Annotated in this window: 22 protein-coding genes; 1 reads left to right on the plus strand and 21 read right to left on the minus strand. The window is 61.0% G+C overall.

Annotated elements, in window-relative coordinates:
• Together EET67_RS18940 and EET67_RS18945 are read right to left on the minus strand one after the other, a co-directional pair.
• A complete protein-coding gene (locus tag EET67_RS18940) occupies window positions 1-774 on the minus strand; it encodes a maleate cis-trans isomerase family protein (protein WP_128627777.1) in 774 nt (257 codons plus the stop codon).
• On the minus strand, window positions 771-1,751 hold the full coding sequence (locus EET67_RS18945) for a TRAP transporter substrate-binding protein (RefSeq protein WP_128627778.1): 981 nt from the start codon (window positions 1,749-1,751) through the stop codon (window positions 771-773). The genes EET67_RS18940 and EET67_RS18945 overlap by 4 nt, the downstream gene beginning before the upstream one ends.
• 304 nt (window positions 1,752-2,055) lie before the next feature.
• Between EET67_RS18945 and EET67_RS18950 the strand changes: the two genes are divergently transcribed.
• Complete coding sequence (locus EET67_RS18950; RefSeq protein WP_128627779.1) at window positions 2,056-2,985, plus strand: LysR family transcriptional regulator; 930 nt, start codon at window positions 2,056-2,058, stop codon at window positions 2,983-2,985.
• Window positions 2,986-3,044: 59 nt separating this feature from the next.
• Here EET67_RS18950 and EET67_RS18955 read toward each other — a convergent pair whose 3' ends face one another.
• The 19 genes from EET67_RS18955 to EET67_RS19045 all read right to left on the minus strand — a co-directional run bounded on the left by EET67_RS18955 (window position 3,045) and on the right by EET67_RS19045 (window position 24,068).
• The gene (locus EET67_RS18955; protein ID WP_128627780.1) at window positions 3,045-4,562 is read right to left on the minus strand and encodes a tripartite tricarboxylate transporter permease; all 1,518 of its coding nucleotides are present in this window, start codon (window positions 4,560-4,562) and stop codon (window positions 3,045-3,047) included.
• Window positions 4,563-4,575: 13 nt separating this feature from the next.
• A complete protein-coding gene (locus EET67_RS18960; protein WP_128627781.1) occupies window positions 4,576-5,058 on the minus strand; it encodes a tripartite tricarboxylate transporter TctB family protein in 483 nt (160 codons plus the stop codon).
• Entirely contained in the window at window positions 5,055-5,999 is a 945-nt protein-coding gene (locus tag EET67_RS18965) for a Bug family tripartite tricarboxylate transporter substrate binding protein (protein WP_128627782.1), read from the minus strand. Before EET67_RS18965 ends, EET67_RS18960 begins: the two co-directional genes overlap by 4 nt.
• Before the next feature lie 473 nt (window positions 6,000-6,472).
• A complete protein-coding gene (gene trmB / locus EET67_RS18970; RefSeq protein WP_128627783.1) occupies window positions 6,473-7,174 on the minus strand; it encodes a tRNA (guanine(46)-N(7))-methyltransferase TrmB in 702 nt (233 codons plus the stop codon).
• Between the two features lie 20 nt (window positions 7,175-7,194).
• Window positions 7,195-8,484, minus strand: a complete 1,290-nt coding sequence (gene metK, locus EET67_RS18975; RefSeq protein ID WP_128627784.1) for a methionine adenosyltransferase — start codon at window positions 8,482-8,484, stop codon at window positions 7,195-7,197.
• Window positions 8,485-8,624: 140 nt separating this feature from the next.
• On the minus strand, window positions 8,625-9,041 hold the full coding sequence (locus EET67_RS18980; RefSeq protein WP_128627785.1) for a helix-turn-helix domain-containing protein: 417 nt from the start codon (window positions 9,039-9,041) through the stop codon (window positions 8,625-8,627).
• A 121-nt stretch (window positions 9,042-9,162) separates the two neighbouring features.
• Entirely contained in the window at window positions 9,163-10,755 is a 1,593-nt protein-coding gene (gene lnt / locus EET67_RS18985; RefSeq protein WP_128627786.1) for an apolipoprotein N-acyltransferase, read from the minus strand.
• A gap of 273 nt (window positions 10,756-11,028) precedes the next feature.
• The gene (locus EET67_RS18990) at window positions 11,029-12,105 is read right to left on the minus strand and encodes a hemolysin family protein (protein ID WP_128627787.1); all 1,077 of its coding nucleotides are present in this window, start codon (window positions 12,103-12,105) and stop codon (window positions 11,029-11,031) included.
• A gap of 27 nt (window positions 12,106-12,132) precedes the next feature.
• A complete protein-coding gene (gene ybeY, locus EET67_RS18995; RefSeq protein ID WP_128627788.1) occupies window positions 12,133-12,636 on the minus strand; it encodes an rRNA maturation RNase YbeY in 504 nt (167 codons plus the stop codon).
• Window positions 12,637-12,652: 16 nt separating this feature from the next.
• The gene (locus EET67_RS19000) at window positions 12,653-13,648 is read right to left on the minus strand and encodes a PhoH family protein (protein WP_128627866.1); all 996 of its coding nucleotides are present in this window, start codon (window positions 13,646-13,648) and stop codon (window positions 12,653-12,655) included.
• 74 nt (window positions 13,649-13,722) lie between these two features.
• Entirely contained in the window at window positions 13,723-15,135 is a 1,413-nt protein-coding gene (gene miaB, locus EET67_RS19005) for a tRNA (N6-isopentenyl adenosine(37)-C2)-methylthiotransferase MiaB (protein WP_128627789.1), read from the minus strand.
• 49 nt (window positions 15,136-15,184) lie between these two features.
• Window positions 15,185-15,985, minus strand: coding sequence for a lyso-ornithine lipid O-acyltransferase (olsA, locus tag EET67_RS19010; RefSeq protein ID WP_128627790.1), 801 nt, complete (start codon window positions 15,983-15,985; stop codon window positions 15,185-15,187).
• Between the two features lie 141 nt (window positions 15,986-16,126).
• The gene (locus tag EET67_RS19015) at window positions 16,127-16,618 is read right to left on the minus strand and encodes a GNAT family N-acetyltransferase (protein WP_128627791.1); all 492 of its coding nucleotides are present in this window, start codon (window positions 16,616-16,618) and stop codon (window positions 16,127-16,129) included.
• The gene (gene tsaB, locus EET67_RS19020; RefSeq protein WP_128627792.1) at window positions 16,618-17,307 is read right to left on the minus strand and encodes a tRNA (adenosine(37)-N6)-threonylcarbamoyltransferase complex dimerization subunit type 1 TsaB; all 690 of its coding nucleotides are present in this window, start codon (window positions 17,305-17,307) and stop codon (window positions 16,618-16,620) included. Before tsaB ends, EET67_RS19015 begins: the two co-directional genes overlap by 1 nt.
• A 10-nt stretch (window positions 17,308-17,317) precedes the next feature.
• On the minus strand, window positions 17,318-19,477 hold the full coding sequence (locus EET67_RS19025) for a malate synthase G (protein WP_128627793.1): 2,160 nt from the start codon (window positions 19,475-19,477) through the stop codon (window positions 17,318-17,320).
• Window positions 19,478-19,606: 129 nt separating this feature from the next.
• A complete protein-coding gene (locus tag EET67_RS19030) occupies window positions 19,607-21,628 on the minus strand; it encodes a hydantoinase/oxoprolinase N-terminal domain-containing protein (RefSeq protein WP_128627794.1) in 2,022 nt (673 codons plus the stop codon).
• A gap of 171 nt (window positions 21,629-21,799) precedes the next feature.
• Window positions 21,800-22,591 (minus strand): ABC transporter substrate-binding protein, encoded by a 792-nt coding sequence (locus EET67_RS19035; protein WP_165899969.1) that lies wholly within the window; start codon window positions 22,589-22,591, stop codon window positions 21,800-21,802.
• Window positions 22,592-22,651: 60 nt separating this feature from the next.
• Entirely contained in the window at window positions 22,652-23,374 is a 723-nt protein-coding gene (locus tag EET67_RS19040) for an ABC transporter ATP-binding protein (protein WP_128627796.1), read from the minus strand.
• Window position 23,375: 1 nt separating this feature from the next.
• Window positions 23,376-24,068, minus strand: coding sequence for an ABC transporter permease (locus tag EET67_RS19045; protein WP_128627797.1), 693 nt, complete (start codon window positions 24,066-24,068; stop codon window positions 23,376-23,378).
• Window positions 24,069-24,092: the final 24 nt, after the last annotated feature.

Raw genomic sequence — 24,092 nt, forward strand, 5'->3', positions numbered from 1 at the left:
CTAAGCCGCAATGCGCTTGCTGAAGAGCCGCCCGTAGCCGGGCTTTGCGCCGTTGACGCCCGTCAGTTCGAGGCTATGCCAGAACGAGGCCTGGACGGCCGAGATGACGGGCTTCCCAAGCGCTGTCTCCAGCGCCTCGATGGCGCCTACCGACCGGAAGTTGGTGCAACTGATGAACACAGCCGTGGCGTCGGGGTGATCGATCGCCATCACCATGTCGTACACCTGCTCCAACGGTACCTCGGCCAGCGCCTGGTCCTTGTCGATGCCCAGATTGCGGTGTTTGAGCACCTTGTGGCCGTTCTCCTCCAGGAAGCGGATGGCGCGCGCCTGCACGCCATCCACATAGGGAGTCGCCAAAACGACCGGCCCCGCCTTCACCTCGGCAAGCGCTGCAAGCGTCGCCGTCGACGCCGTCGTGATCTTCGGGCCGGGCGCCCAGGCCTGCAGCTTCTTGATCAAGGCAGTGTCATAGGCGGTGCCATGCAGGAAGGAAGCGCTGGTGCCACCGAAGCAAAGCACGTCGATGGGAGCGGATCCGAGCAGGCGTGCCGCCTGCTCGAGTTCCGGCGCGTTCATCATCTCCTCGATGCCTTCGACGGTCACTTTCGGCAGCTTGATGCGCGTGGTGTGAACCGCCACGCCCTCTGCGGCCATGGCCCACATCTCGGCTTCCATGACCACGCTGGAGGCCATGAAGATCAACCCAATCCGTGCCTTCGAGCCGTTCCCGTCATATCGGAAGCGGGGAGAGACTATGCTCCGCTCATTCATTTCAGGATTTCCTGTACGCGGGCCATGAATTCAGGCGTAACGACCGCAGAAATCTTTTCGGCAATAGGTGCGGCCGCTTCCTGGAATGGAGCAGGATCGATCTCGTTGACCGCTACCCCGGCTGCCTTGAATTCATCGACGAGCTTGGCATCGCTTTCATCGGAAAGCTTGCGCGTCTCATCGCCGGCTTTCTTTGCTGCATCCTTGAGCTTTGCCTGCATTTCGGGGGTAAGCGCATCCCAGGCCTTGCCGTTCATCGTCAGAGTGATGGGCGTGTAGACATGGTTGGTGAGCGAAATGTATTTTTGAACTTCGTGCAGGGAGAACTCCTTGATGACGGAAAGCGGATTTTCCTGCCCGTCGATCGCGCCTTGGCGCAGGCCGACATAAGCTTCGCCGAGCGGCATCGGCGTCGGAGCGGCCCCAAGCGCCTTGAATGCCACGATGCGGCCCTCGTTGCTCGGCGTCCGCAGCTTCAAGCCATGGAGATCTTCCGGCTTGGTGATCGGGCGGACATTGTTGCTGATCGCCCTGAAGCCCAGTTCGCCATATCCGACGACCTGGAGGTCGACAGTCTCTCGAAGGGATTTTGCCAGCATATCGCCGAGTTCGCCGTCCATCGCGGCGCGAGCGGTCGCCTTGTCCCCGAGCAGGAAGGGCATGTCGAAGACGGCAAATTTGCTGTCGAGGGAAACGATATCCGACCCCATCGAAACGATCTCGACCTGTCCGGCCCGGATCAATTCTGCAAGCGCATTCTCGTCACCCAGCGCGCCACCGTCGAAATATTCGATGGCAACCTCATCGCCTGCGGATTTCTGGAGTTCATCACGGAAAGTCGACAGCATTACATTGGTCGGGTCACGTCCGGTGGTCTCGACCGCCAGGCGCAGCTTGGTTTGAGCGAAAGCAGTCGGGACAGCCGTAAGGCTGAGGCCGATCGCTGCCAGAACTGCAAGTTTTCTGATTCCCAACATTTCAACTCCTCCTTGTTGGATTGCCTTGCTTCATATGCGGATATTCGAGCGTTGGACCGTCCAGCCACAAACACAGCGCCACGCGCTCTGCCATGCGGATAAACGTCCTGCACTAGAACCCTTCGAAGGTCGGTCGCTGCCCCATGTCCTCACCTGGCGCTGTGCGAATTGCCGTCCCCACGGCAATCAAGGTTTCCGTCCCCTCCTGACGGTTACCTCATGATTTTTCTTTCTTTGAAGACTTGAACACAGCCCGCGTATAAAGAAAAATACTTTTAAACCGGCAACAAGATAGATTGAACCTATGCACCTTTCATTCCGCACACTGGACTACATCGTCACCACTGCCGACACCGGCAGCGTGACCGAGGCAGCCCGACTGCTGAATGTATCCCAGCCTTCCGTCTCCAGTGCGATCGCACATATGGAGGCCGAGCTGGGCGCACAGATTTTCATTCGTCATCATGCTCGCGGCATGACCTTGACCGTGGCAGGGCGCCGTCTGGTCGGCGAGGCACGGCTGTTGCTCAATCATGCTCGGGAATTCGGCCGCAACGCTCTTGCATTGGGCGACGGCCTGTCGGGCGGGATCACCGTCGGCAGTTTCGTCACGCTGGCCACGCGCTTCATGCCGGGATTGCTCGCCGAGTTTTCGCAGCGCACGCCGGGCATCATGGTCAATCTGGAAGAGGGCAATCAGAAAGAAATACTAGATGGCCTCGTTTCCGGCCGCTTTGAAATGGCGCTTTCCTACGCCTATGCATTGACGGAGGAAGTGGCCGGAGAGCTGTTGGCGGAGCTGCCACCTTACGTCCTGGTCTCAGCCCAGCACCCGCTCGCCGATCGCCCTCACGTCAGCCTTTCGGAACTCGCCAACGAACCCTTCATCCTTTTGGACCTGCCGCATTCGCGCGAATATTTTTTCAACCTGTTCCTCGCCTGCAAGATCGAGCCGCGCATTGTCTATCGCTCACATTCCTATGAGCTCATTCGTGGGCTGGTCGGGCATGGTCATGGCTACACCATCCACAACGCCGTGCCGGGGACGACGTTCGGCTATGATGGAACGCGGATCGCGGTCCTGCCGATCCGCGAAACACTGCCGCCGGTCCATGTCATGAGCCTCAGCCTTCGAAGGCATACGATGCGGCCTGCGGCTCGGAAATTCGCCGATTACCTAAGAGAGGCGTTTGCGCCGGGCGGCCTTTATGGCGCCCCTATAAAACGGCAATAAGCACCGCTCCCCACACGCCGGGCGGGCTTGTAGCTCGCCCAGCCTATCCGAAGCCCCGATCAATCCTCGTCGCCAGCAAGTTGCGACAGGATCTTGCCTTGCCCGCGTGCGCGCATCACCAGCGGCACGATCACTGCCGCGGCAGCCAAGGTCAGCAAGATGATCGAGATCGGCGAATGCACCAGCACCGTTAGGTCGCCCTGGCTAATGGCCAATGCCCGGCGTAGTTGCTGTTCGGCAAGCGGCCCCAGAATAAGCCCGACCACGACTGGCGCGATCGGATAGTCGAAGCGGCGCAGCAGATAGCCCAGCAGGCCGAACGCCAGCAATATGCCAAGCTCAACGGCGGAGGGATTGGCGCCAATTGTTCCCAGGGTCGCAAAAACCAGGATGCCGGCGTAAAGCCAGTGCCGGGGGATAGACAAAAGCCTGACCCACAGGCCGATCAGCGGCAGGTTCAGCACCACAAGCATCAGATTGGCGACCAGCAGGCTTGCAATCAGGCCCCAGACCAGTTGCGGATTGCTGGTGAAAAGCAGCGGCCCGGGCTGAAGCCCGAATTGCTGGAAACCGGCCAGCATGATCGCCGCCGTGGCCGTCGTCGGCAGGCCGAGCGTCAGCAGAGGCACCAGCGTTCCAGCTGCCGAGGCGTTGTTTGCTGCCTCCGGTCCGGCAACACCCTCAATCGCCCCCTGGCCGAATTCCTCCGGCTTTTTGGTAAGTTGCTTTTCCACTGAGTAGGAAAGGAAAGTGCCGATCTCGGCGCCACCTGCCGGCATGGCGCCGATCGGGAAGCCGATTGCAGTGCCCCGCAGCCAGGGCTTCCAGGAGCGTGACCAATCTTCCCGGCTCATCCACACTGAGCCTTTGACCGGTTCAATACGTTCGTCGCCGCTCGACGGCGTTGCCGCGATGCTCAGAGTTTCGCCAATGGCAAACAGGGCAACCGCCAGCGTCGTCACCTCAATGCCGTCGAGAAGGTCAGGGATGCCGAAAGCCAGGCGAGCCTGCCCCGTCTGCAAATCGATGCCGATCAATCCCAAGGCAAGACCGATGAACAAAGCCGTCAGGCCCCGTAGAGATGAATCGCCAAAGGCTGCCGAAACCGTCATGAAGGCCAGCACCATCAGGGCAAAATATTCGGCAGGCCCGAAAGACAGGGCGAATTTGACGATCCAGGGCGCGATCAGCGCCAGTCCGATCGTGGCAATGAGGCCCGCAACGAAAGAGCCTATGGCTGCCGTCGCCAAAGCGGGTCCGCCCCTGCCCTTGCGGGCCATCTTGTTGCCTTCCAGCGCGGTGACGATCGATGCGCTTTCGCCCGGCGTGTTGAGCAAGATAGAGGTCGTCGAGCCGCCATACATACCGCCATAATAGATACCCGCGAACATGATCAGCGAGCCGGCCGGATCGAGCTTGTAAGTGACCGGCAGCAGCAGCGCCACGGTCAAAGCGGGCCCGATGCCCGGCAGGACGCCGACTGCCGTGCCGAGCGTGACGCCGATCAGCGCATAGAGCAGATTGATCGGCTCCAGCGCCACCAGGAAGCCTTGAGCCAGAAGGGCAAATGTATCCATGTGCCAGAGCCTGTTAAATCAAGCGTTCGAGCGGGCCGGCCGGTAAAGTGAGCTGGAGGCCCTTGGAAAAGACGAACCAGACGGCGAAAGACAGCACGATCCCGATCGGAATGGTTAGCCAGAGCGGGCCGCGTCCGAAGCCACGCGCGGTCGCGGCAAACAGCAGGCCGGTGGCGATGGAAAAACCGACGATGTTGAGAAGCAGCATCTGCGCCGCCAATCCGCCGACGATCCAGATGACAGGCCCGAATTTCTGCGGCTCGCGCTCGGGAAAATCGTTGCGCAACGCCGCGAACACCGTCCAGACGGCGAGAATCAGGAAGACAGCCGCTATGGCATAGGGAAATGCGGTCGGCCCTATGCGGGAATAGCTTCCGGCTCCTCCCATCGAATGGGTACTCCACGCGATGAGCACGCCCATTCCCGCCAGAGCGGCGGCAATGACCAGCGCCGCCCGATCGGGGCGACGCCGTGCACCAGGATCCTTGTCGATCATTTGACGAGGCCGATGTCTTTCAAGATAGCCGAGGTAGATTCTATATCCTTGGACAATTGAGCCTTGAACTCGTCACCTGCCAGGTATGTGTTGGCCCATCCCTTGGTGGCAAGCGCGTCCTGCCAGGTTTTGGAAGTCACCATCTTGTCGATGTCGGCGGTGATCGCGGCTTTCTGCTCGTCGGTTATACCAGGTGCTGCAGCCACCATGCGCCAGTTCTGAATCGACACATCGACGCCACCTTCCTTGAAGGTCGGCGCATCGATGCCCTCGAGCCTTTCATCGCTGGAGATGCCGATGATGCGCAACTGGCCGGCCTTTATCTGCGATTCGAATTCGCCATAACCGGAGATGCCGACCGTAACCTGCCCGCCAAGGATTGCGGCAAGGGCTTCGCCACCACCGGAAAAGGCAATGTAGTTGACCTTGGTCGGATCGACGCCAACCGCCTTGGCGATAAGGCCGGCAGTGATGTGATCGGTACCGCCAGCCGAACCGCCACCCCATGAGACAGCGCCCGGATCGGCCTTCAGCTTCTCGACCAGGCCCGCCATGTCCTTGATGTCGGAGGCCGCCGGAACGACCAAGGCTTCATATTCGCCGGTGAGGCGCGCGATCGGCGTTACCTGGTCAAGCGTGACCGGCGAGGCATTGGTCAGGATGGCACCCACCATGACATAGCCGCCGACGATCAGTTGCGAGGGATCGCCCTTTGCCTGATTGACGAACTGGGCAAGCCCGATGGTGCCGCCGGCACCCGGAACGTTGACCACTTGGACACTGGAAGAAACCTTCTCGTCCTGAAGCGCAGTCTGCATCGTCCGGGCGGTCTGGTCCCAACCGCCACCGGGCGCCGCCGGCGCCATGATCTTGTAGTCGGCGGCTTGCGCCGGAAGGGCAAGCAGCCCCCCAAGTATCGTCGCGAATACGAAATGCTTCACTGTGCTACCTCCTTGGTTGTCGTTCAGCTTCCCGAAGGAAGCCGAACTCTCAATGGCGGGCGAAGCGGTCAGTTGATCGCTTCGTTTCTTGTTTCAATGCAATCCTCGACCCGGTTGCGGCTTCCCGGATTGTTCGCGCACTGGGCAAATGCCGCACGCGAGGAAACCAACCGCTCGTGGATTTTGATTGTCGATGTTCCCGCTGTTGCTGATATCGAGCATCTTCGACAGTGCGAAACGGCAGGAACAGGTCGAAGTCCTCCCCAAAGCCTTGATCCGGCCATCTTCATCGCGACCTGGATCGTTATCTTATCTTGGCAGTTCGATAACCCACCCGCAAGATACTGTTTCGCTGGATCGCCCTGCATGCATCATGGTGACCTATCTCCTTGTTTGAGCACCGGATTTTTCTAAGACCGGATCTCACTTCGGCACATCTCTCTAGGAGGCGCACTCTTTCGGTCGGGCGGGAATCAGCGCCGGAGAAATGTCAGATAGGCCGGCTGGCGTCCCTCGCGCACCGCCTTTGCTTCATAACGGGTGCGGACCCAGCCGCCATAGGGACGATGCCAGTCCGCCGCCTCATCGGCCTGCCATTCGAACGCCTGATGTTTCCCACAAAGCAGCAGGGTCCAATTCACATAGGTGTCGATATCAGAGGCAAAGCGGAACTGTGCGCCCTTGGCCATCACGCGCGCAAAACGGTCGAGATTGGCCTTGCTCACAAAGCGCCGCTTCCAATGTTTCTTCTTCGGCCAGGGGTCGGGATAAAGAAGGTCGATGCCTGAGAGGCAGCCATCCGGAAGCCAATCCAGCACGCGGGTGGCGTCGTCATCATAGACGCGCAGATTGGCGAGCGGCTCTTGGGCGAGCGTCGTCATCAGACGAGCCATGCCGTTGACGAAGGGCTCTATGCCAATGAAACCGGCCTGCGGTTGGCTGGAAGCAATGTGGTGCAGATGCTCGCCGCCGCCAAAGCCTATTTCCAGCCGCACGGTGGAAACTGCCGAGGAAAACAATTCGCGCAAATCCGCCGGCGCTGGTGACGTCAGGTCCAGCCGATAACTGGCCAGGCCGAGTTCCAGAGCCGCCGCCTGCTGTGGGCGTATGGTCTTTCCATGCCGCCGACCAAAAAACGCTTCGGTCGAGCGGCTGGGCCGATTTTCGGCATTCATGACATCATCCGGACGGTGGATCAGGCCGCCTCGTCCTTGATCGCCACGTCGAGGATCGCATCCTTGATGGCCTTGACGAGGTCAGTCTTCTCCCAAGAGAAGGAGCCGTCACGGCCGGGCTTGCGCCCGAAATGGCCATAAGCGGTCGTCTTGGCATAGATCGGCTTGTTGAGGTCGAGGTGACGGCGGATGCCCGAGGGCGACAGGTCCATGACCTTGCGCAGTGCCTCTTCCAGAACCGCGGCGTCTACCGTTCCGGTGCCGTGCAGATCGACATAGATCGATAGCGGCTGGGCGACGCCGATGGCATAGGAAAGCTGTATCGTGCAACGATCCGCCAGCTTGGCAGCGACCACGTTCTTGGCCAGATAGCGTGCCGCGTAGGTGGCCGAGCGATCGACTTTGGTCGTGTCCTTGCCGGAAAACGCGCCGCCACCATGAGGGGCTGCGCCGCCATAGGTATCCACGATGATCTTGCGACCGGTAATACCGGTATCGCCATCCGGTCCGCCAACGACAAACTTTCCGGTCGGATTGACGTACCAGTTGCAGTTCGCGGCAATTTTCAGGTCGCCCAAGGCCTGAACGATATAAGGCTCAACGACGGAGCGGACCTTCCTGGAATCCCAGTTCGGGTCGAGGTGCTGCGTCGACAGCACGATCTGGGTGACCTCGGCCGGCTTGCCGTCGACATAACGTACCGTGACCTGGCTTTTGGCATCAGGACCCAGCTTGGCGACTTCGCCCACGCCCTCATGGCGGGCAGTGGCAAGAACCTCCAGTATCTTGTGACTATAGTAGATCGGCGCCGGCATCAGATCGGGGGTCTCGCGGCAGGCATAGCCGAACATGATCCCCTGGTCGCCGGCACCCTCCTCGCCCTGGCGGTCGGAGGCATTATCGACGCCCTGGCCGATATCGGGCGACTGCCCGTGCAGGAGAACGTCGATCTTGGCGGTCTTCCAGTGAAATCCGGCCTGCTCATAACCGATCGCGCGGATGGCCTTGCGCGCAACGGATTTGAACTTCGCCGGATTGACGACCGGATGCCCGGAAGCGTCGTGAACAATATTGCCGGCCTTGTCCTTTTTCAGGAGCGTGTCGGGAACACGCACCTCGCCCGCGATGATAACGCGGTTGGTCGTTGCCAGTGTTTCGCAAGCGACACGAACCTTCCACGGGTCCATGCCTGCCTTTCTGGCTTCACGGTAGACGAGATCGACGATCTCGTCGGAAATACGGTCACAGACCTTGTCGGGATGGCCTTCGGAGACGGATTCCGAAGTGAATAGATAGTTTTGCCGCGTCACGGGTGTCCCCTCTTGAAAAAACGATCGGCAACACGCCGTCGTCCTGGCACGATAGGTGTTATCGGACCCGGCCGGATGTCGTCAAGTTGGCATTTTTCATGGATAGGTCGCTTTTTGGTATAAGCGCCTAATCCCTGGGTTCATTCCTCGTCGGAGCCCAGCGCCTTCACCAGATCGATAATCTTTCGCCGCACCTTGGGGTCGGAAATCTTGACGAAGGCACGGTTCAGCTGCAGGCCTTCGGCACTGCCGACAAAATCCAGCGAGAAGGCCCCTGAAGCATCCTCTGCGAACCCCTTGGAAGCGTCCGGCTGGTTGGGCTGGTCCTCGAAGAAAAAGGACACCGGAACATTCAGGATCGACGAGATCGCCTGCAAACGGCTCGCACCGACCCTATTGGTGCCTTTTTCGTATTTCTGTATCTGTTGGAACGTAATCCCCAGCTGCTCGCCGAGACTCTCCTGGCTCATTCCAAGCATATTTCGGCGCAATCGGATTCTGCTGCCGACATACACGTCCGTCGGGTTCGGCTTCTTCTTGTTTTCCTTGTCGACCATCAGTTCCCTCGCCGCGTCTCATCGGCTTATTGTACAATTATTCGATTTCTTGAGCGACGTTGTCCGAACGTCTCGAAGCCCGCCCGGTTGGGCACAATATGAATTTCCAATATGTCAACTGTCAATTCGACCGAAAGCGTTGTCCCATCCGCATTCCGATGCCTATGGCTCCAAAGAAAAACAAGATTAACAATCCACTGGTGCGCGTTGGCCCACCTGCGGGCCGGCTCGCTTCATAAAACGGAATCACTGCATCGATCACGCCGCTGGCATCGATCGAAAGTGCATCGACAATCCGGCCGCGCAGGTCCACCACCGCTGAAATACCCGTATTGGCGGCCCGTACCAATGGAAACCCCGTTTCAACCGCGCGCAATTGCGCCTGCCGGAAATGCTGGTATGGGCCCGGTGTGTCACCGAACCACGCGTCGTTCGTTACATTCACAATAATGTCTGATGACGCTACGTCAACTGCAACAATGTCAGGAAATATAATTTCATAACATATGAAAGGAAGTGCCCGGATTCCTGACGCGACGGCGATGGCATGGCGCTCGATGCCGGGCGACAGATTCATCGGCCCGGCCACCAACTGCTCAAGACCAAGACGAGAAAAAATATCCGAAAACGGAATATATTCGCCAAACGGAACCAGATGGACCTTGTCCACGGCGTCGATGATTTCGCCGGCATCGTTGATTGCTACGACTGAATTATAGTAGCGCGGCTGGCTTGCAGCGGTGCTGGCCCCCTCCTCGCGCATTGCTCCCGCAACGAGCATCTGGCCCGGCTCCAGCATCTCGCCAAGCGCGACCAGTGCATCGGGTCGATCGGTGAAAAAGAACGGCACCGACGTTTCCGGCCATAGGATCACTTGCGGCTTCGGTTTGCCGGCAGCGACAGGCTGGCGGGACAGGTCGAGCATTGTGCGGAAAATCCGGTCTCGCGCTTCTGCGTCCCACTTCTCCGTCAAATCGATGGAAGGCTGAACAATCCGCACCGAAAGCGTCCTCCCGTCGGGCACCAGGGGCGTTGCGAGCCGGAAATAGCCATAAACGACATGGGCAGCGACCAGCAGGGCGGCCAGAGCCAGGCCAGCCACGGCATGTCGCCGGGTTGCCACAAGCGCCGGCATGGCAAAGACGAAGACGGCAAGCGCATTCATGCCGATCATGCCGGTGACGCCAACGCTTTGCATCAAAAGCGGTATCGGCATTGCCGCATAGCCGATGGCGTTCCAGGGAAAGCCGGTGAACAAGAACATGCGCAGCCATTCAGCCAGCCCGAAACCGAAGGCTAGTGCGGCTATGCGACCGATCGTATCGCTCCAAAGCAGGCGAGCCACCATGCAGGCAAAGCCGTAAAAGAAGGCCAGTAACAGCGGGATGCCGAGAACGGCCAGCGGCAGCGCCCAGGCGAAACTCTCGGCCTCGACCAGGACGGCGCCGCCGATCCACCACAAGCCTGCCAAAAAGTAACCGAAGCCGAACCACCAGCCGATGCTGAAAGCCGGCAGGAGGCGGCCGAGCAATCGCTTCCGCGACCCCTCCGTCGCGCCGTCAAGCAACCAAACGAGGACGGAGAAGGAAACGAAGCACGCGGCAAAGAAATCATATGGCGCCTGGCCCAGGACAGCCAGTGCCCCGGCCAGAAACGCTGCCAGCGCCCGGCGCCAGCCCCATAACAAAATTATCCGCCCTGCAAGGCGCTCCATGCGCGCTCCCCGGCGCATCCCCTCAGCGCACCGGCTGGGCGGAACACGCAAAAAACCGAAAGCTCCGTCACCTAGAGCGAGCTGACTTTTCCTTGAATCGCCCTCTCGCTCTAAGCCCTTGTTCTTGATGCATGATCTTGTCCGAAAAGTCTGCAACTTTTCGGGATCATGCACTAGCGTGCGCAAGCAGCATGGCGGCAGCGCTAAGAATCATCTCGAACGGTTTAGCAGGACCGGCAGACAGCTCCAAACCGATGTTCTTTGCGCGTTATTCTATGCCTGCTCGGCACGCGCAACACGACGGCGGCGCTCGCCTTTCTGGCTTTGCACGATGCGCACGCGCTTGACCCGGCGCGGATCGGCATCCAGCACGTGGAACTCGAAGCCGGGTATTGCCTGGACCACCTCGCCGCGTGCCGGCACGCGACCGAGGGTGTTGAAGATCATGCCACCGATCGTATCGACATATTCGCCATGTTCGCCGGCCGCGAAATCGTCGCCGATCATCTTGGCGACATCGTCGATCTCGGCCTTGGCGTCGACCACGAAAACACCGTCTGCCGCCTTGGTGATCAAGGGCTCGTCGTCGTCATGCTCGTCCTCGATATCGCCGACAACCATTTCAACGATATCTTCCAGCGAAACCAGACCATCGGTGCCGCCATATTCATCGATGACCAGGGCCATCTGCGTGCGCGATGCCTGCATGCGCGCCATCAGGTCCGAAGCCAGCATGGACGGCGGGACGAAGAGCACCGTGCGGATCAGGTTGAGGTCGCCTATCGACCGGGTCAGATCGACATGGGAAAGATCGAGGTTGACCGCGCCATTCGCCGGCTTTTTTGTGCGCCGGCCGTTCTTTTTTGGCTGGGCAAAGCGGGTGATATGGGCAAGCACGTCGCGAATATGGACCATGCCGCGCGGATCATCGAGCGTCTCGGCGTAGACAGGCATGCGTGAATGGCCGGACTGCTCGAACACCACCATCAGATCGCCAAGCGTCGTGGTGATCTCGACGGCCTCGACATCGGCGCGCGGGATCATGACATCCTCGACGCGGACTTCGCGCAACCGCAGAATATTGTTCAGCATCGCCCTTTCGCCGGGCGAGAATGACTCTTCGCCGGTCGCGCTTTCGGCCAGCGCGTCCGTCAGATCGTCGCGAAGATTGGATCCGTTGCGATGCCGGAACAGGCCGGCAAGCCTATGGAAGAACGAGTACCGTTCCGGTGAGGTTTCCGGCGTCGCATTGCTCGCCGGACTGTGACTAGACTCGTCTTCGGCGGTGTCTTTGGCCGTCTGGCCGCTGCCGGCATCGGTTTTGGCGGCAGTATCTGGGATGTCGTTCATCTTCGTCCGGTTGGTTGCCACTTCCTGTTACGCGTAGGGATCGGGAATGGCAAGCCTTGCCAATGCCCGGCGTTCTACCGCTTCCATCTCTTCCGCTTCCTCGTCGTTCTCATGGTCATAGCCCAAGAGGTGCAGAAAACCGTGAATGACGAGATGACTAATATGATGTTCGAGCAGCTTTTGTTCCAGTTCCGCCTCGCGCTGGACGGTTTCAAAGGCCAGCACGACATCGCCAAGCATCGGCGGAAGCGCTGCTCCGCGCAGATACGGGAATGCCGGGAAGGACAGGACATTGGTCGGCTTGTCCTTGCCGCGCCACTCGGCGTTCAGCGCCTGGACGGCCGCATCATCCGAAAAGACCAGGCTCAATTCGCTATGGCCTGACGGCCCGCCCGCTTCAGCCAAGGCACTTTCCACCGCCCCGCGGGCAAGGCTTTCAAGCTCGGCGTCAATCGGCCAGCCATCGGCCTCGACCGTCACGTCGATCTCGACGGCAAATGGCTCGACAGGATGATCCGCAGGATAGGTCATGGCGAGTTCAGGCAGATCAGTCTTCGGTCACACCGAGACCGCGCGCCATCTTGCCGTCGCGGTCATAGGCACGCACGATTTCGGCAACCAGCGGATGACGTACGACATCTGCATCGTTGAAACGCACGGTGACAACACCCGGCACGCCATCCAGAATCCGCAGCGCCTCCACCAACCCGGACTTGGTATTGGGCGGCAGATCGATTTGCGTCGGGTCGCCGGTGACGATCATCCGGGAGTTTTCGCCAAGACGCGTCAGAAACATCTTCATCTGCATGGATGTGGTGTTCTGCGCCTCGTCCAGGATAACCGCGGCATGCGACAGCGTGCGGCCGCGCATGAAGGCCAGCGGCGCGATTTCAATGACTTCGGCGGCAATTGCGCGCTCGACCTTGTCGGCCGGCATCATGTCGTAGAGCGCATCGTAAAGCGGCCGCAGATAGGGATCGACCTTCTCTTTCATATCACCCGGCAGGAAGCCCAGCCGCTCGCCGGCCTCGACCGCCGGCCGCGACAGGATGATACGCTCGATCATGCCGCGCTCGAGCAGCATGGCTGCGTGCGCCACCGCCAGATAGGTTTTGCCGGTACCGGCAGGTCCGATACCGAACACCAGTTCCGCGCGCTCCAGCGCACGCATATAGGCATCCTGGTTTAGCGAGCGGGCATAGATGGTGCGCTTGCGCGTGGCGATCTGGGCTGCCGCCATCTTGCCCTTGCGCTCCAGCGTCGGCAGGGTGAGCTGATCGTCGGCGGCAATTGCCATCCTGACCGCTCCGTCCACATCCGATTGGGCGATATCGACGCCCTTCTGTAATATCCCATAGAGATGATCCAGCGCCCGCCGTGCCTGTTCGGCGGCGGTCGGATCCCCCTTGATGGTAAGCTGGTTGCCTCGCGAAACAATTTCGACGCCGAGCTTCTGCTCCAGCCGCGCCAGATTCTGGTCGAACTGGCCGTAGAGCGCGCTGGCCAGCTTGTTGTTGTCGAAGGTCAAAACGATATGCGCCATGTCCGAGGCCCCGGAGGGCACGTTCTTTAGGTCCGTCTTGGCGTTCAAACGTTTCTCCTCGCCGGCCGACTCTGTCAGGCCAATTCGGCGAACAGGCTTGAATGGCCTGTTCTCATGATTCGTACTTGGACAATGTCGCCGATTTTTCCAGCCTTTTCATCAAGAATAACCGGCTGCAACCAGGGTGAACGGCCGACGATCTGACCGGCCTGCCGGCCGGGCTTTTCGATCAGCGCCTCGATGATACTGCCGACAAGGCCCGTCGCGAACGTCGCTTGCTGGTCCATAAGCAGGGCCTGCAGCCGCTGCAACCGCTCGTCCTTGGCCGCTTCCTCGACCTGGTTCTTCATCTCCGCGCCCGGCGTTCCGGGCCGCGGCGAATATTTGAAGGAGAATGCCTGAGCATAGCCAACATGTTCGACCAACTTCACGGTCGCATCGAAATCCGCTTCCGTCTCGCCAGGAAAACCGACGATGAAATCGCCCGACATGGCGATATCCGGGCGCGCGTTCCTGATACGGTCAATCAGCCTGAGGTAATCATCGGCCGTATGCTTCCGGTTCATCGCCTTCAGGATGCGGTCCGAACCTGATTGGACGGGCAGGTGCAGATAGGGCATCAGCGCCTTGAGATCACGATGAGCGGCAATCAACTCGTCATCCATGTCGCGCGGATGGCTGGTCGTGTAGCGCAAGCGTGCCAGTCCCGGGATTTCTGCCAGACGGAAGAGCAGCCGGCCCAGGCCCCACTCGCTGCCATCGGGTCCGACGCCATGCCAGGCATTGACGTTCTGCCCAAGCAGCGTCACCTCGCGCACGCCCGCCTCGGCCAGCCGCTCGGCCTCGGCAACGATCTGGGCGACTGGCCGGGAAACCTCCGAGCCGCGTGTATAGGGCACCACGCAGAAGGTGCAGAACTTGTCGCAGCCTTCCTGCACTGTCAGAAAGGCGGTGACCCCGCGGCTGATCACATCGGCCCGGCGCGGCTGCGGCAGATGGTCGAACTTGTCCTCCAGCGCATAGTCGGTCTCGACGACCTTGCTGCCGCCGCGCGCCTTGCGCAGCGCCTCCGGCAGGCGGTGATAGGTCTGTGGGCCGACGACGAGATCGACCGCCGGCGCACGACGGATGATCTCGCGGCCTTCGGCCTGCGCCACGCAGCCGGTAACGCCAATCATCAATTCGCGTCCGGCTTCGGCGCGCTCCTGCTTCATGTCGCGGATGCGCCCAAGCTCGGAATAGACCTTTTCGGCGGCCTTCTCGCGGATATGGCAGGTGTTGAGGAGCACGACATCGGCATCCTCGATGACGTCGGTGGCGACATAGCCGTCGGCCGCCAGCGCATCGGTCATGCGCTGGGAGTCGTAGACATTCATCTGGCAGCCATAGGTCTTGACATAGACCTTGCGGGCAGCACTGCTCACGGCACCAGGATCTTCCGCCAATGCCGTCGCGCTTTCATCCGTCAATAAATTGTCGAGCTTCATGAGGCGGCTTCTAGCCCTTTTCAACCGTGAAAAACAGCCGGATTCTTGATCAGTTCCCTGAGCAGCCGCCGCGCAGGGCTTTCTGCATCATGGCGTAGACCTGCTCTTCCGCTCGCCGCGCCACTTCCTTGCGGCTGGAGCCAGCATGAAATTCCAGCGGCTCGCCGAAATGCACCTCGACATCGACGGCGCCTTCGGCAAGCAGCCTGCCTATATGCGGCACGAGGTCCATATCGCCTATCCAGGCTGCCACTGTGCGGTGCTGCCTGCCCATGGGCAGGCCATGCAGCCGCGTATAGGCAATGGCCACGGGCTGGATGAACACCTTCTCGATACCGCCCTCGGCAATCGCGATGCTCGCCGCACCGAACAGCGTGCTCTTGAATGGCAAGAGCAGATTGCCATCGCTTGTCGTGCCTTCGGCAAACAGCACCATCGCGTCGCCTGCAGCCAGCCGGGCAGCAATCTCGCTTGCCTGCTCTCCGGATTTTCGCCGCCGCTCGCGCTCGATGAAGATCGTGCGCTGCAGCCGCGCCAGACTGCCCAGGACCGGCCATCCCGCCATTTCCGATTTGGCGATGAAGGCGAGATCGTTGGACGAGCCGAGGACCATGACGTCGGTCCAGGAAATATGATTGGAGGCCAGCAGCAGCGGACGCTGGCTGGACATTGCGCCGTGAATACTCACCCGCATGCCCAAAGCCCGCAGGATCAACCGATGCCAGGCGCGTGGAAGCAGGAATTCATTGGTAAATCGGGCCTTCAAAGCGAGAGCCTGCAGCGGTGCCAGGACCGCCGAACCGGCTGCGACCGACAGCACTCCCAGACCAATGCGCATCCAGCCGATCATACAGTGCCCCGCTGCTGCATGATCGCGCTAGAGCATGTTGCAGCCAAGTAGACTCACTTGGCGTCGCATACATGCGGCGAAATCAATCAGATAGACCATGATGTCGTCCGAAAACCGCTTCACACTTTTCGGCATCATGGTCTAGCGAAGATCGCGCCGCATGACCAGCGCACCCGTGCGGCCGGCACTGCCGGAATAATAAGCGGGCCTTTGTCCGACCTCATGAAAACCCAGCCGCCGATAGAGCGCGATGGCAGGCGCATTGGTTTCATCGACCTCCAGAAACAGCGACTGGGCGCGATCGGCATGCAGTTGCCGCAGCACCGCATCCATGAGCAGCCAGCCAATGCCCCGGCGCCGATGCGAGCGGGCGACGGCGACCGTCAGGATTTCGCCCTCGTCGGCGGCAAGCCGCGCCAGCACGAAGCCGACGGGTGCCGCACCGCGCTGCCCGACCTCACGCGCGGCATAGCCGAATACCGTGTCCTGCGTCAAAAGATCGGCGAACTCTCCGCCGGTCCACGGCCTAACGAAATCCTCGCGATGCAGCACCGCAACCGCGGCGCTGTCGGCCACAGTCAAAGGTTCGAGCACATAGTCGCGAACCCGCGGCTGGAAGAAGGGTATACGCATCACCTGTCCTCCCGCGTGCTCCGCGGCAGGATGAACCCCGCCTGCGGCTTGGCATCCGGCTCGCGCAGATAAAGCGGTCGCGGCTTTTCAGCCGGCTGCTTTTTGGCCGCCAGTCTCGCATAGAAGCCGATATCGGCGGTTGCCGCCAGAGGCCCGATAGCAAGGTCCGGGTTCTGCAGTTCAGCGGCAATCAGTTCTGCTGCCGTGCCGGCCAGCGACGCGGAAAACTGCCGTGCTAACACCACGGCCTGTTCCAAATCGATCACGGCGGGCTGAAACAGGGGGGCGCCGGCCTGGTCATAGACAGCCGCCTGAATCTCGCCACGTCCGCCATCCAATGCTGCAAGAACGTTGCCCAGCCCCGAAAGTTGGCGCGTCTCGGCAGCGAGGGCTTCGAGCGTGGTTATGCCGATGGCTGAAATGCCAAGCGCCAGTGCGTAGCCGCGTGCTGCCGACACGCCGACCCGTACTCCGGTAAAGGAACCGGGGCCCACCGAGACGGCAACGGCTCCTAGATCGGAGAACTCCACGCCAGCCGCCCGCATCGCATCCCCGACCACGCCTGCCAGATGCTCGGCATGTCCCTTGCCGAGGTCGAGCACGGCGCGGCCAAGCTCCCGGTCCGCCTCGGCATCGTGCACACAGGCTGCACAAAGCCTAGCGGAACAGTCGATGACGAGGAGCTTCATGCGTATGCCTTCAGCCGGCCAGCTTTGCCTTCAGTTCCAAGCGGCGCTGATGGAGCAGAGGCTCGGTGTAGCCGCTTGGCTGCTCGCGGCCCTTGAAGACCAGATCGCATGCCGCCTGGAAGGCGATGGAATTGTCGAAATCCGGCGCCATCGAGCGATAGAGCGGATCGGCCGCATTCTGTCGGTCGACGATCGCGGCCATGCGCTTCATCGTCTCCATCACCTTATCACGGCTGGCCACGCCATGATGCAGCCAGTTGGCAATGTGCTGCGATGAGATACGAAGCGTGGCGCGGTCTTCCATCAGTCCGACATCGTTGATGTCCGGCACTTTCGAGCAGCCGACGCCCTGATCGACCCAGCGCACCACATAACCGAGGATGCCCTGCGCGTTGTTGTCCAACTCGTGCTGGATGTCCTGCGGCGTCCAGTTAGGGCGCACGGCAACCGGCACGGTCAAAAGGTCGTCAAGTTTTGCCTTCGGACGGTTGCGGATTGCTGCCTGAACGGCATGGACGTCCACCTGATGGTAGTGGGTCGCATGCAACGTCGCGGCAGTCGGCGAAGGCACCCAGGCGGTGTTGGCGCCCGCCTTCGGATGCACGATCTTCTGCTCCAGCATCGCCGCCATCATGTCGGGCATGGCCCACATGCCCTTGCCGATCTGCGCATGGCCGGAAAGGCCGCATTCCAGCCCGGTATCGACGTTCCAATTCTCATAGGCGGCAATCCACGCAGCCTGCTTCATGTCGCCCTTGCGGATCATCGGCCCGGCTTCCATCGAGGTGTGGATCTCGTCGCCGGTGCGGTCGAGGAAGCCGGTATTGATGAAGGCCACACGCTCGCTTGCCGCGCGGATGCATTCCTTGAGATTGACCGTCGTGCGGCGCTCCTCGTCCATGATGCCCATCTTGAGCGTGTTCTTCTTCATGCCGAGCACCGCTTCGACCCGGTCGAAGAGTTCGACGGAGAAGGCAACTTCAGCCGGGCCGTGCATCTTCGGCTTGACGATATAGACCGAGCCCAGGCGTGAATTCGCGTGCCGGCCGTTTGCGCCGACATCGTGCAGCGCGATCAACGAGGTGACCATCGCATCCATAAGGCCTTCCGGCACTTCATTGCCATCAGGCAGGAGGATGGCCGGATTGGTCATCAGGTGACCGACATTGCGCACCAGCATCAGCGATCGGCCGGACAGAACGAGCTCGCCGCCATCCGGCGCGGTATAGATCCGGTCCGGGTTGAGGCGGCGGGTGAAGGTCTTGCCATCCTTGGTGATCTCCTCGGCAAGATCGCCCTTCATCAAGCCGAGCCAGTTGCGATAGGCAACAACCTTGTCTTCGGCATCGACTGCCGCAACCGAATCCTCGCAATCCTGAATGGTCGTCAGTGCCGATTCGACAATGAGATCGGCAATGCCCGCCGCATCGGTCTTGCCGATCATGTGATTGCGGTCGATCACGATCTCAATATGCAGGCCGTTCTTGCGCAGCAGCACTGCCGAGGGCGAGGCGGCATCGCCGCGATAGCCGACGAATTGTGCCGGATCGCCTAGCCCGGTCGACCCCACGGCAAGCTGTCCGTCCTTGATCGAAAGCACGCCGGCATCCGTCCACGATCCGGACTTCAGCGGAGCGGACTCGTCAAGCAGGTTGCGGCCCCAGGCAATCACCTTTTCGCCCCGCTTGGGATTGTAGCCCTTGCCCTTTTCCGCACCGCCTTCGTCGGAGATGGCGTCGGTGCCGTAAAGCGCGTCATAGAGCGAACCCCAGCGGGCATTGGCCGCGTTCAGCGCATAGCGTGCGTTCATCACTGGCACGACGACCTGCGGCCCGGCCACGGAAGCGATCTCGGGATCGACATTTTCGGTCGATACCTGGAAGGCGGGTCCCTCGGGAACGAGATAGCCGATTTCGGTCAGAAACTGGCGATAGGCTCCCATGTCGGAAGGGGCGCCGTTTTGCTGATACCAGTGATCGAGCTTTTTCTGGAGTCCTGCGCGCTTTTCCAGAAGGGCCCGGTTCTTCGGGGCGAGGTCCTGAACGATGGCGGCAAAACCCGCCCAGAAAGCGGTGGCATCCACACCTGTGCCCGGCAAGGCTTCTTTGCCAACAAAATCGAAAAGCTCCCGGGCAATCCGCAAACCCGACACTTCGATTCTATCGCTCATAATCTTCTCCCAAAAGCCGGCCTGGTGACAATATTGCTGCGGCCTTTGACACGCCGGGCCCCCAGGGTCAATTCACCCTGCGCATCATCTGACCCGACGTCAGCTTCAACGATCAGTGATGCGTCCGGTTCAAACGGCGATGCGCGGGCGCCCGGTAGCAATGGCGGTGATCTGCGCTTCGACAAACATTCGCCGATCCTGGATCACGGAGGTGCGGAACTCGCGAACGACCTCGATTTCGGCTGTATCGGTCCCCGCTTCCCTGGCGCGCGCGGCGGCAATTTCGCGCACATCGGCTTCGGCGACCGCGACCGCCTGCTCCTCATTGTCGAAATCCTTGATGGAATCACCAGAACTGACGCGGAAAAGTCCTTCCTCGGGCTGGCTGACATTTGCTTCCACCGAAACTCTCACCTGACCCACCACGGCGCCAAGCGCATTGGCGACATCGGTGTCTTCCGGCACGATGCATTCATTGCCGACCAATGGCGGCAACCCCGCATAGTGGAGCGGCGCGGAAGCGCCGAGGCCGATCACCGGGCGGTCAAGCGCCACGGAAAGCCGGGCAATGCCATCGCCCTTGTAGATCGCGCGCTGGACGAGCGCATGAGCGACGGTCGCCGCCCCGTCCAGGCCGTCCTCGGCAAAGGCGGTTTCGAAAACAGCTTCGGCCGACCGAAGGGTCAACGCCCTAAGCACCGCCTCTGCAAAGGCGTCAGCCGAAGAGGCAATGATCTTGCCGAGCCCGTCGCGCTTGCGTGCAAACAATTCGGCTCCCATTCGCGCTGCGGCAGCGTCCCAATTCGACTGCTTGCCAAGAGTGTGCGCCGCATCCGAGGGCGTGAAGCCGCAAATGTGGACGAGACCGCGCGAGACCAGATGGTTGAGGGTGGCATTCTGAGAATTGGAAGCGAGCAGCGTGTCCAAGGGCAGCGGCACCTCGCCGATCGCGGCATAAAGCCGAGCCTCGGGCCCGGAAAGCCCGGCTGCCAACCGCTCCGGCACACCGGTGCGCACTGCAAACCGCCCGTCCAGACGACCGGGGGTGGAGGCCAGCAACTGCCGTTCCAAATGCCTTGTAACCGCGTGACCATGCACAAGGCCTCCAAGCGCCAGCGGCACCAGCCGGCGGGGGCCAAGCAGGATCTTCGCTTCCAACCCACCGACGGCCAGCTTGACCTCGGAGTCGCCGCCAAGGCCGAATGTGTGCATGGCGACCGCCTCGACCATGGTGCGGAACCCGCCGACCGTTGCGCCTTCTGGATCAAGACGGGGCCGCCCCTTCTCCAGCACGGCAACATCGGTGGTGGTGCCGCCGATGTCGGAGACGATGGCGTTCTCCAAACCAGTCAGGTGCCGCGCACCGACGAGGCTGGCAGCTGGGCCTGACAGGATTGTCTCGATCGGCCGGGCCCGCGCGAAGGAGGCCGAGACCAGCGCGCCATCGCCGCGCACCACCATCAGCGGCGCTTCTATACCCCGCTTTTCCAGGAAACCCTCGGTGGCCGCCACCAGCCGGTCAATCATTGAGATCAGCCGCGCATTGAGCAGTGTCGTCAGCGCACGGCGCGGACCGCCTAGCTTCGCGGACAATTCATGGCTGGTGGTGACCGGCAATCCGGTCTTTTCACGGATCAGATCGCGCGCGGCAATCTCATGTGCGGGGTTGCGGGTGGCGAAGTAAGCACACACGGCAAAGCCCGAAACCGTCTTTTCCAGTTCGGGCAGTGCCGCTGTAAGCGTATGCAAGTCCAGTTCCTGTTCATTGCCGTGGACGTCATGCCCACCAGCACAGAAAACCACAGGGTCGAGGCCCAGTGCCGCTTTTAGACCGTCACGGGCAAGGTCGTCGGGCGAAAACCCGATCATGATCAGCGCCACACGCCCGCCCTGCCCTTCCACCAGCGCGTTGGTGGCAAGCGTGGTGGACATCGAAGTCAGCTTGATCTCTGCCGGGTTGACCTGCGCTTTCTCCAGCACCCCGTCGACCGCGCCGGAAATGCCGATTGCCAAATCGTGACGCGTCGTCAACGCCTTGGCCTTGGCGGCCACACCGCCCGCCTCCGACCAGAGTACGGCATCGGTGTAGGTGCCCCCGGTATCGATCCCCAGGAACAGGGGAGATAGCGGCGGCTTGGAGTAAACGGTCATTTTTAAGGAGATCCAGCGTGGACGGTCAGATTTGATCCCTTAGCCTATCCACAACCAGTTTGGAATGCGGCCAGTGACCGCCATTTACTGTGCCTTGCGCGGCATTTTACTCGACCATGCGAAGTAGAATGGGTCCGGCAGCACGGTGACGCGCTGCCGGAAATCCATGTGTCAGGACGGATCGCGGCTGGCGTTGGGGAAGAACAGTTGCTGGCCGTCGATCTTGTATTCGGCGATTGCTCCCTGGCCTTCCGGCGACACCAGCCAGTCGATGAAGCTCTGGCCGAATTCAGCCTTTACGGTCGGAAATTTCTCCGGATTGACCAGCATGACGCCATATTGGTTGAACAGCCGCTTGTCGCGTTCAACCACAATCTCGAGATCGCCACGGTTCTTGAAGGACAGCCAGGTGCCACGATCGGAAAGCACATAGGCATTCATGGCGCCGGCGGTGTTCAGGGCCGCCCCCATGCCCTGGCCGATATCGCGATACCATTCGCCCTTCGCAGCATCGATATCGATGCCAGCCTCCTTCCAGAGCTTGAGTTCGGCGCTATGAGTGCCGGACTTGTCTCCACGCGAGACGAACAGAGCCTGCTTGGCGCGGATGGCCTCGAAAGCGGCGGTGATGTCGCTGGTGCCCTTGATGCCAGCGGGATCGCTCTTGGGGCCGATCAGCACGAAGTCGTTATACATCACCTCATAGCGCTTCACGCCGAAGCCCTCTTCGATGAATTTCTCCTCCTGCGCCTTGGCATGGACGAAAACGACGTCGGCATCTCCACGCCGTGCGGTATCGAGCGCCTGGCCGGTGCCTTGCGCAATCACCTTCACCTCGATGCCGGTCTTGTCCTTGAACAGCGGCAGGATGTGATCGAACAGGCCGGAATCCTGTGTCGAGGTGGTGGAGGCGACGACAATGGACTTGTCCTGGGCAACGGCAGCAGTGCTGCCGAAAGCCATCAGTGCAACTGCCGCAAAAGCGGAAAACAGACGACGGTTTAACAAGAGAAACTCCCTGATTTAGATGACGAGGTCGCCACGGACGAATGAAGCGGCCTCGCCGGTTGACGGATGATCGAAGAAATCGGCAGCACTGGCGCGCTCGCACAGGCGCCCGCGAACGAGAAACATCACTTCCCCCGCCAGCCTGCGCACCTGACCCAGATCATGCGAGGCCATGACGATCTTGATGCCGGACTGTGCGGCCATGAGGATGATTTCCTCGACGGCACGGGTGGCTGCCGGGTCCAGATTGGCGGTCGGCTCGTCAAGCAGCAGCAATTCAGGTTCGCGCGCCAATGCACGAGCAAGCGCGACACGCTGCTGTTCCCCACCCGAAAGCCGCCTGGCCGGACGCGAGGCGAGCTCCAAAAGGCCGACGCGGGCAAGCGCTTCCTCCATGCGAGCCACGCGCAATTTGCGCGGCAGCCCGGCCTTGGCGAGGCCATAGATGACGTTATCGGCGACCGAGCGGCGCAGCATGACCGGACGCTGGAACAGCATGGCGAGCCGTCCCGGACCGAGCGCATTGCGCCCGCCCCAGGTGATCCTGCCTTCCGAGGGTGTGGAAAGCCCCATGCACAGCCGGAGCAGGGAGGTCTTGCCGGACCCGTTCGGCCCGACAATCAATGTCGGTGTGCCGGGGGGAATCGAGAAGTTCAGGCGATCCAGGATCGTGGTGGTGCCGGCACGTAGCGACACGCCTTCGAACCTGACCGGAAGATCGCTGGAAATATCCCGCATCTCAGCCCGCCCGCTGCTCGGACCAGACACGCACGCCCCAGGCGGCGGCATTGATCATCAGTATGAGGACGATCAGGATCAGGCCCAGTCCCATGGCAAGCGGCAGGTTGCCCTTGGATGTCTCAAGCGCGATCGTCGTGGTCATGGTGCGGGTGAAGCCATCGATATTTCCGCCGACGATCATCACCGTGCCGACCTCGGCTGCGGCACGGCCGAAGCCGGCCAGAAGCGCTGTGATCAGGCTGAAGCGGCTGTCCCACAGAAGCGTCGCCATGCGCCCACCTGCCCCGACATTCATGGCGGTCAGTTCATCGCGATATTCGTGCCAGAGATCCTCGATCGTCTGGCGCGTTAGCGCAGCAATGATCGGCACCACCAGCAAGGCCTGTGCGATGACCATGGCAAGCGGGGTGAACAAAATGCCGAAGACGCCTAGCGGTCCCGACCGTGACAGGAGCAGGAAAACGGTCAGGCCCACCACCACTGGCGGCAAGCCCATGAAACCATTGAGAAGCACGATGAGCGCCGTGCGGCCGCGAAAACGCGTCAGGGCCAGCAGGGCACCCAAAGGGAGCCCGATCACCACGGCGATCGCCACGGCTGAAAGGCTGACGGCCAGCGACAGCCGCACAATCGCATAAAGCGTGGCGTCGCCGCTGATAATCAGTTCCCAGGCGGTCATGCTATCGGGCATTTTCTTCTCCGACCGCGTTTGTCT

The sequence above is a fragment of the Borborobacter arsenicus genome (assembly GCF_003934165.1).
In the GTDB taxonomy this organism is placed as follows: Bacteria; Pseudomonadota; Alphaproteobacteria; order Rhizobiales; family Rhizobiaceae; genus Pseudaminobacter; species Pseudaminobacter arsenicus.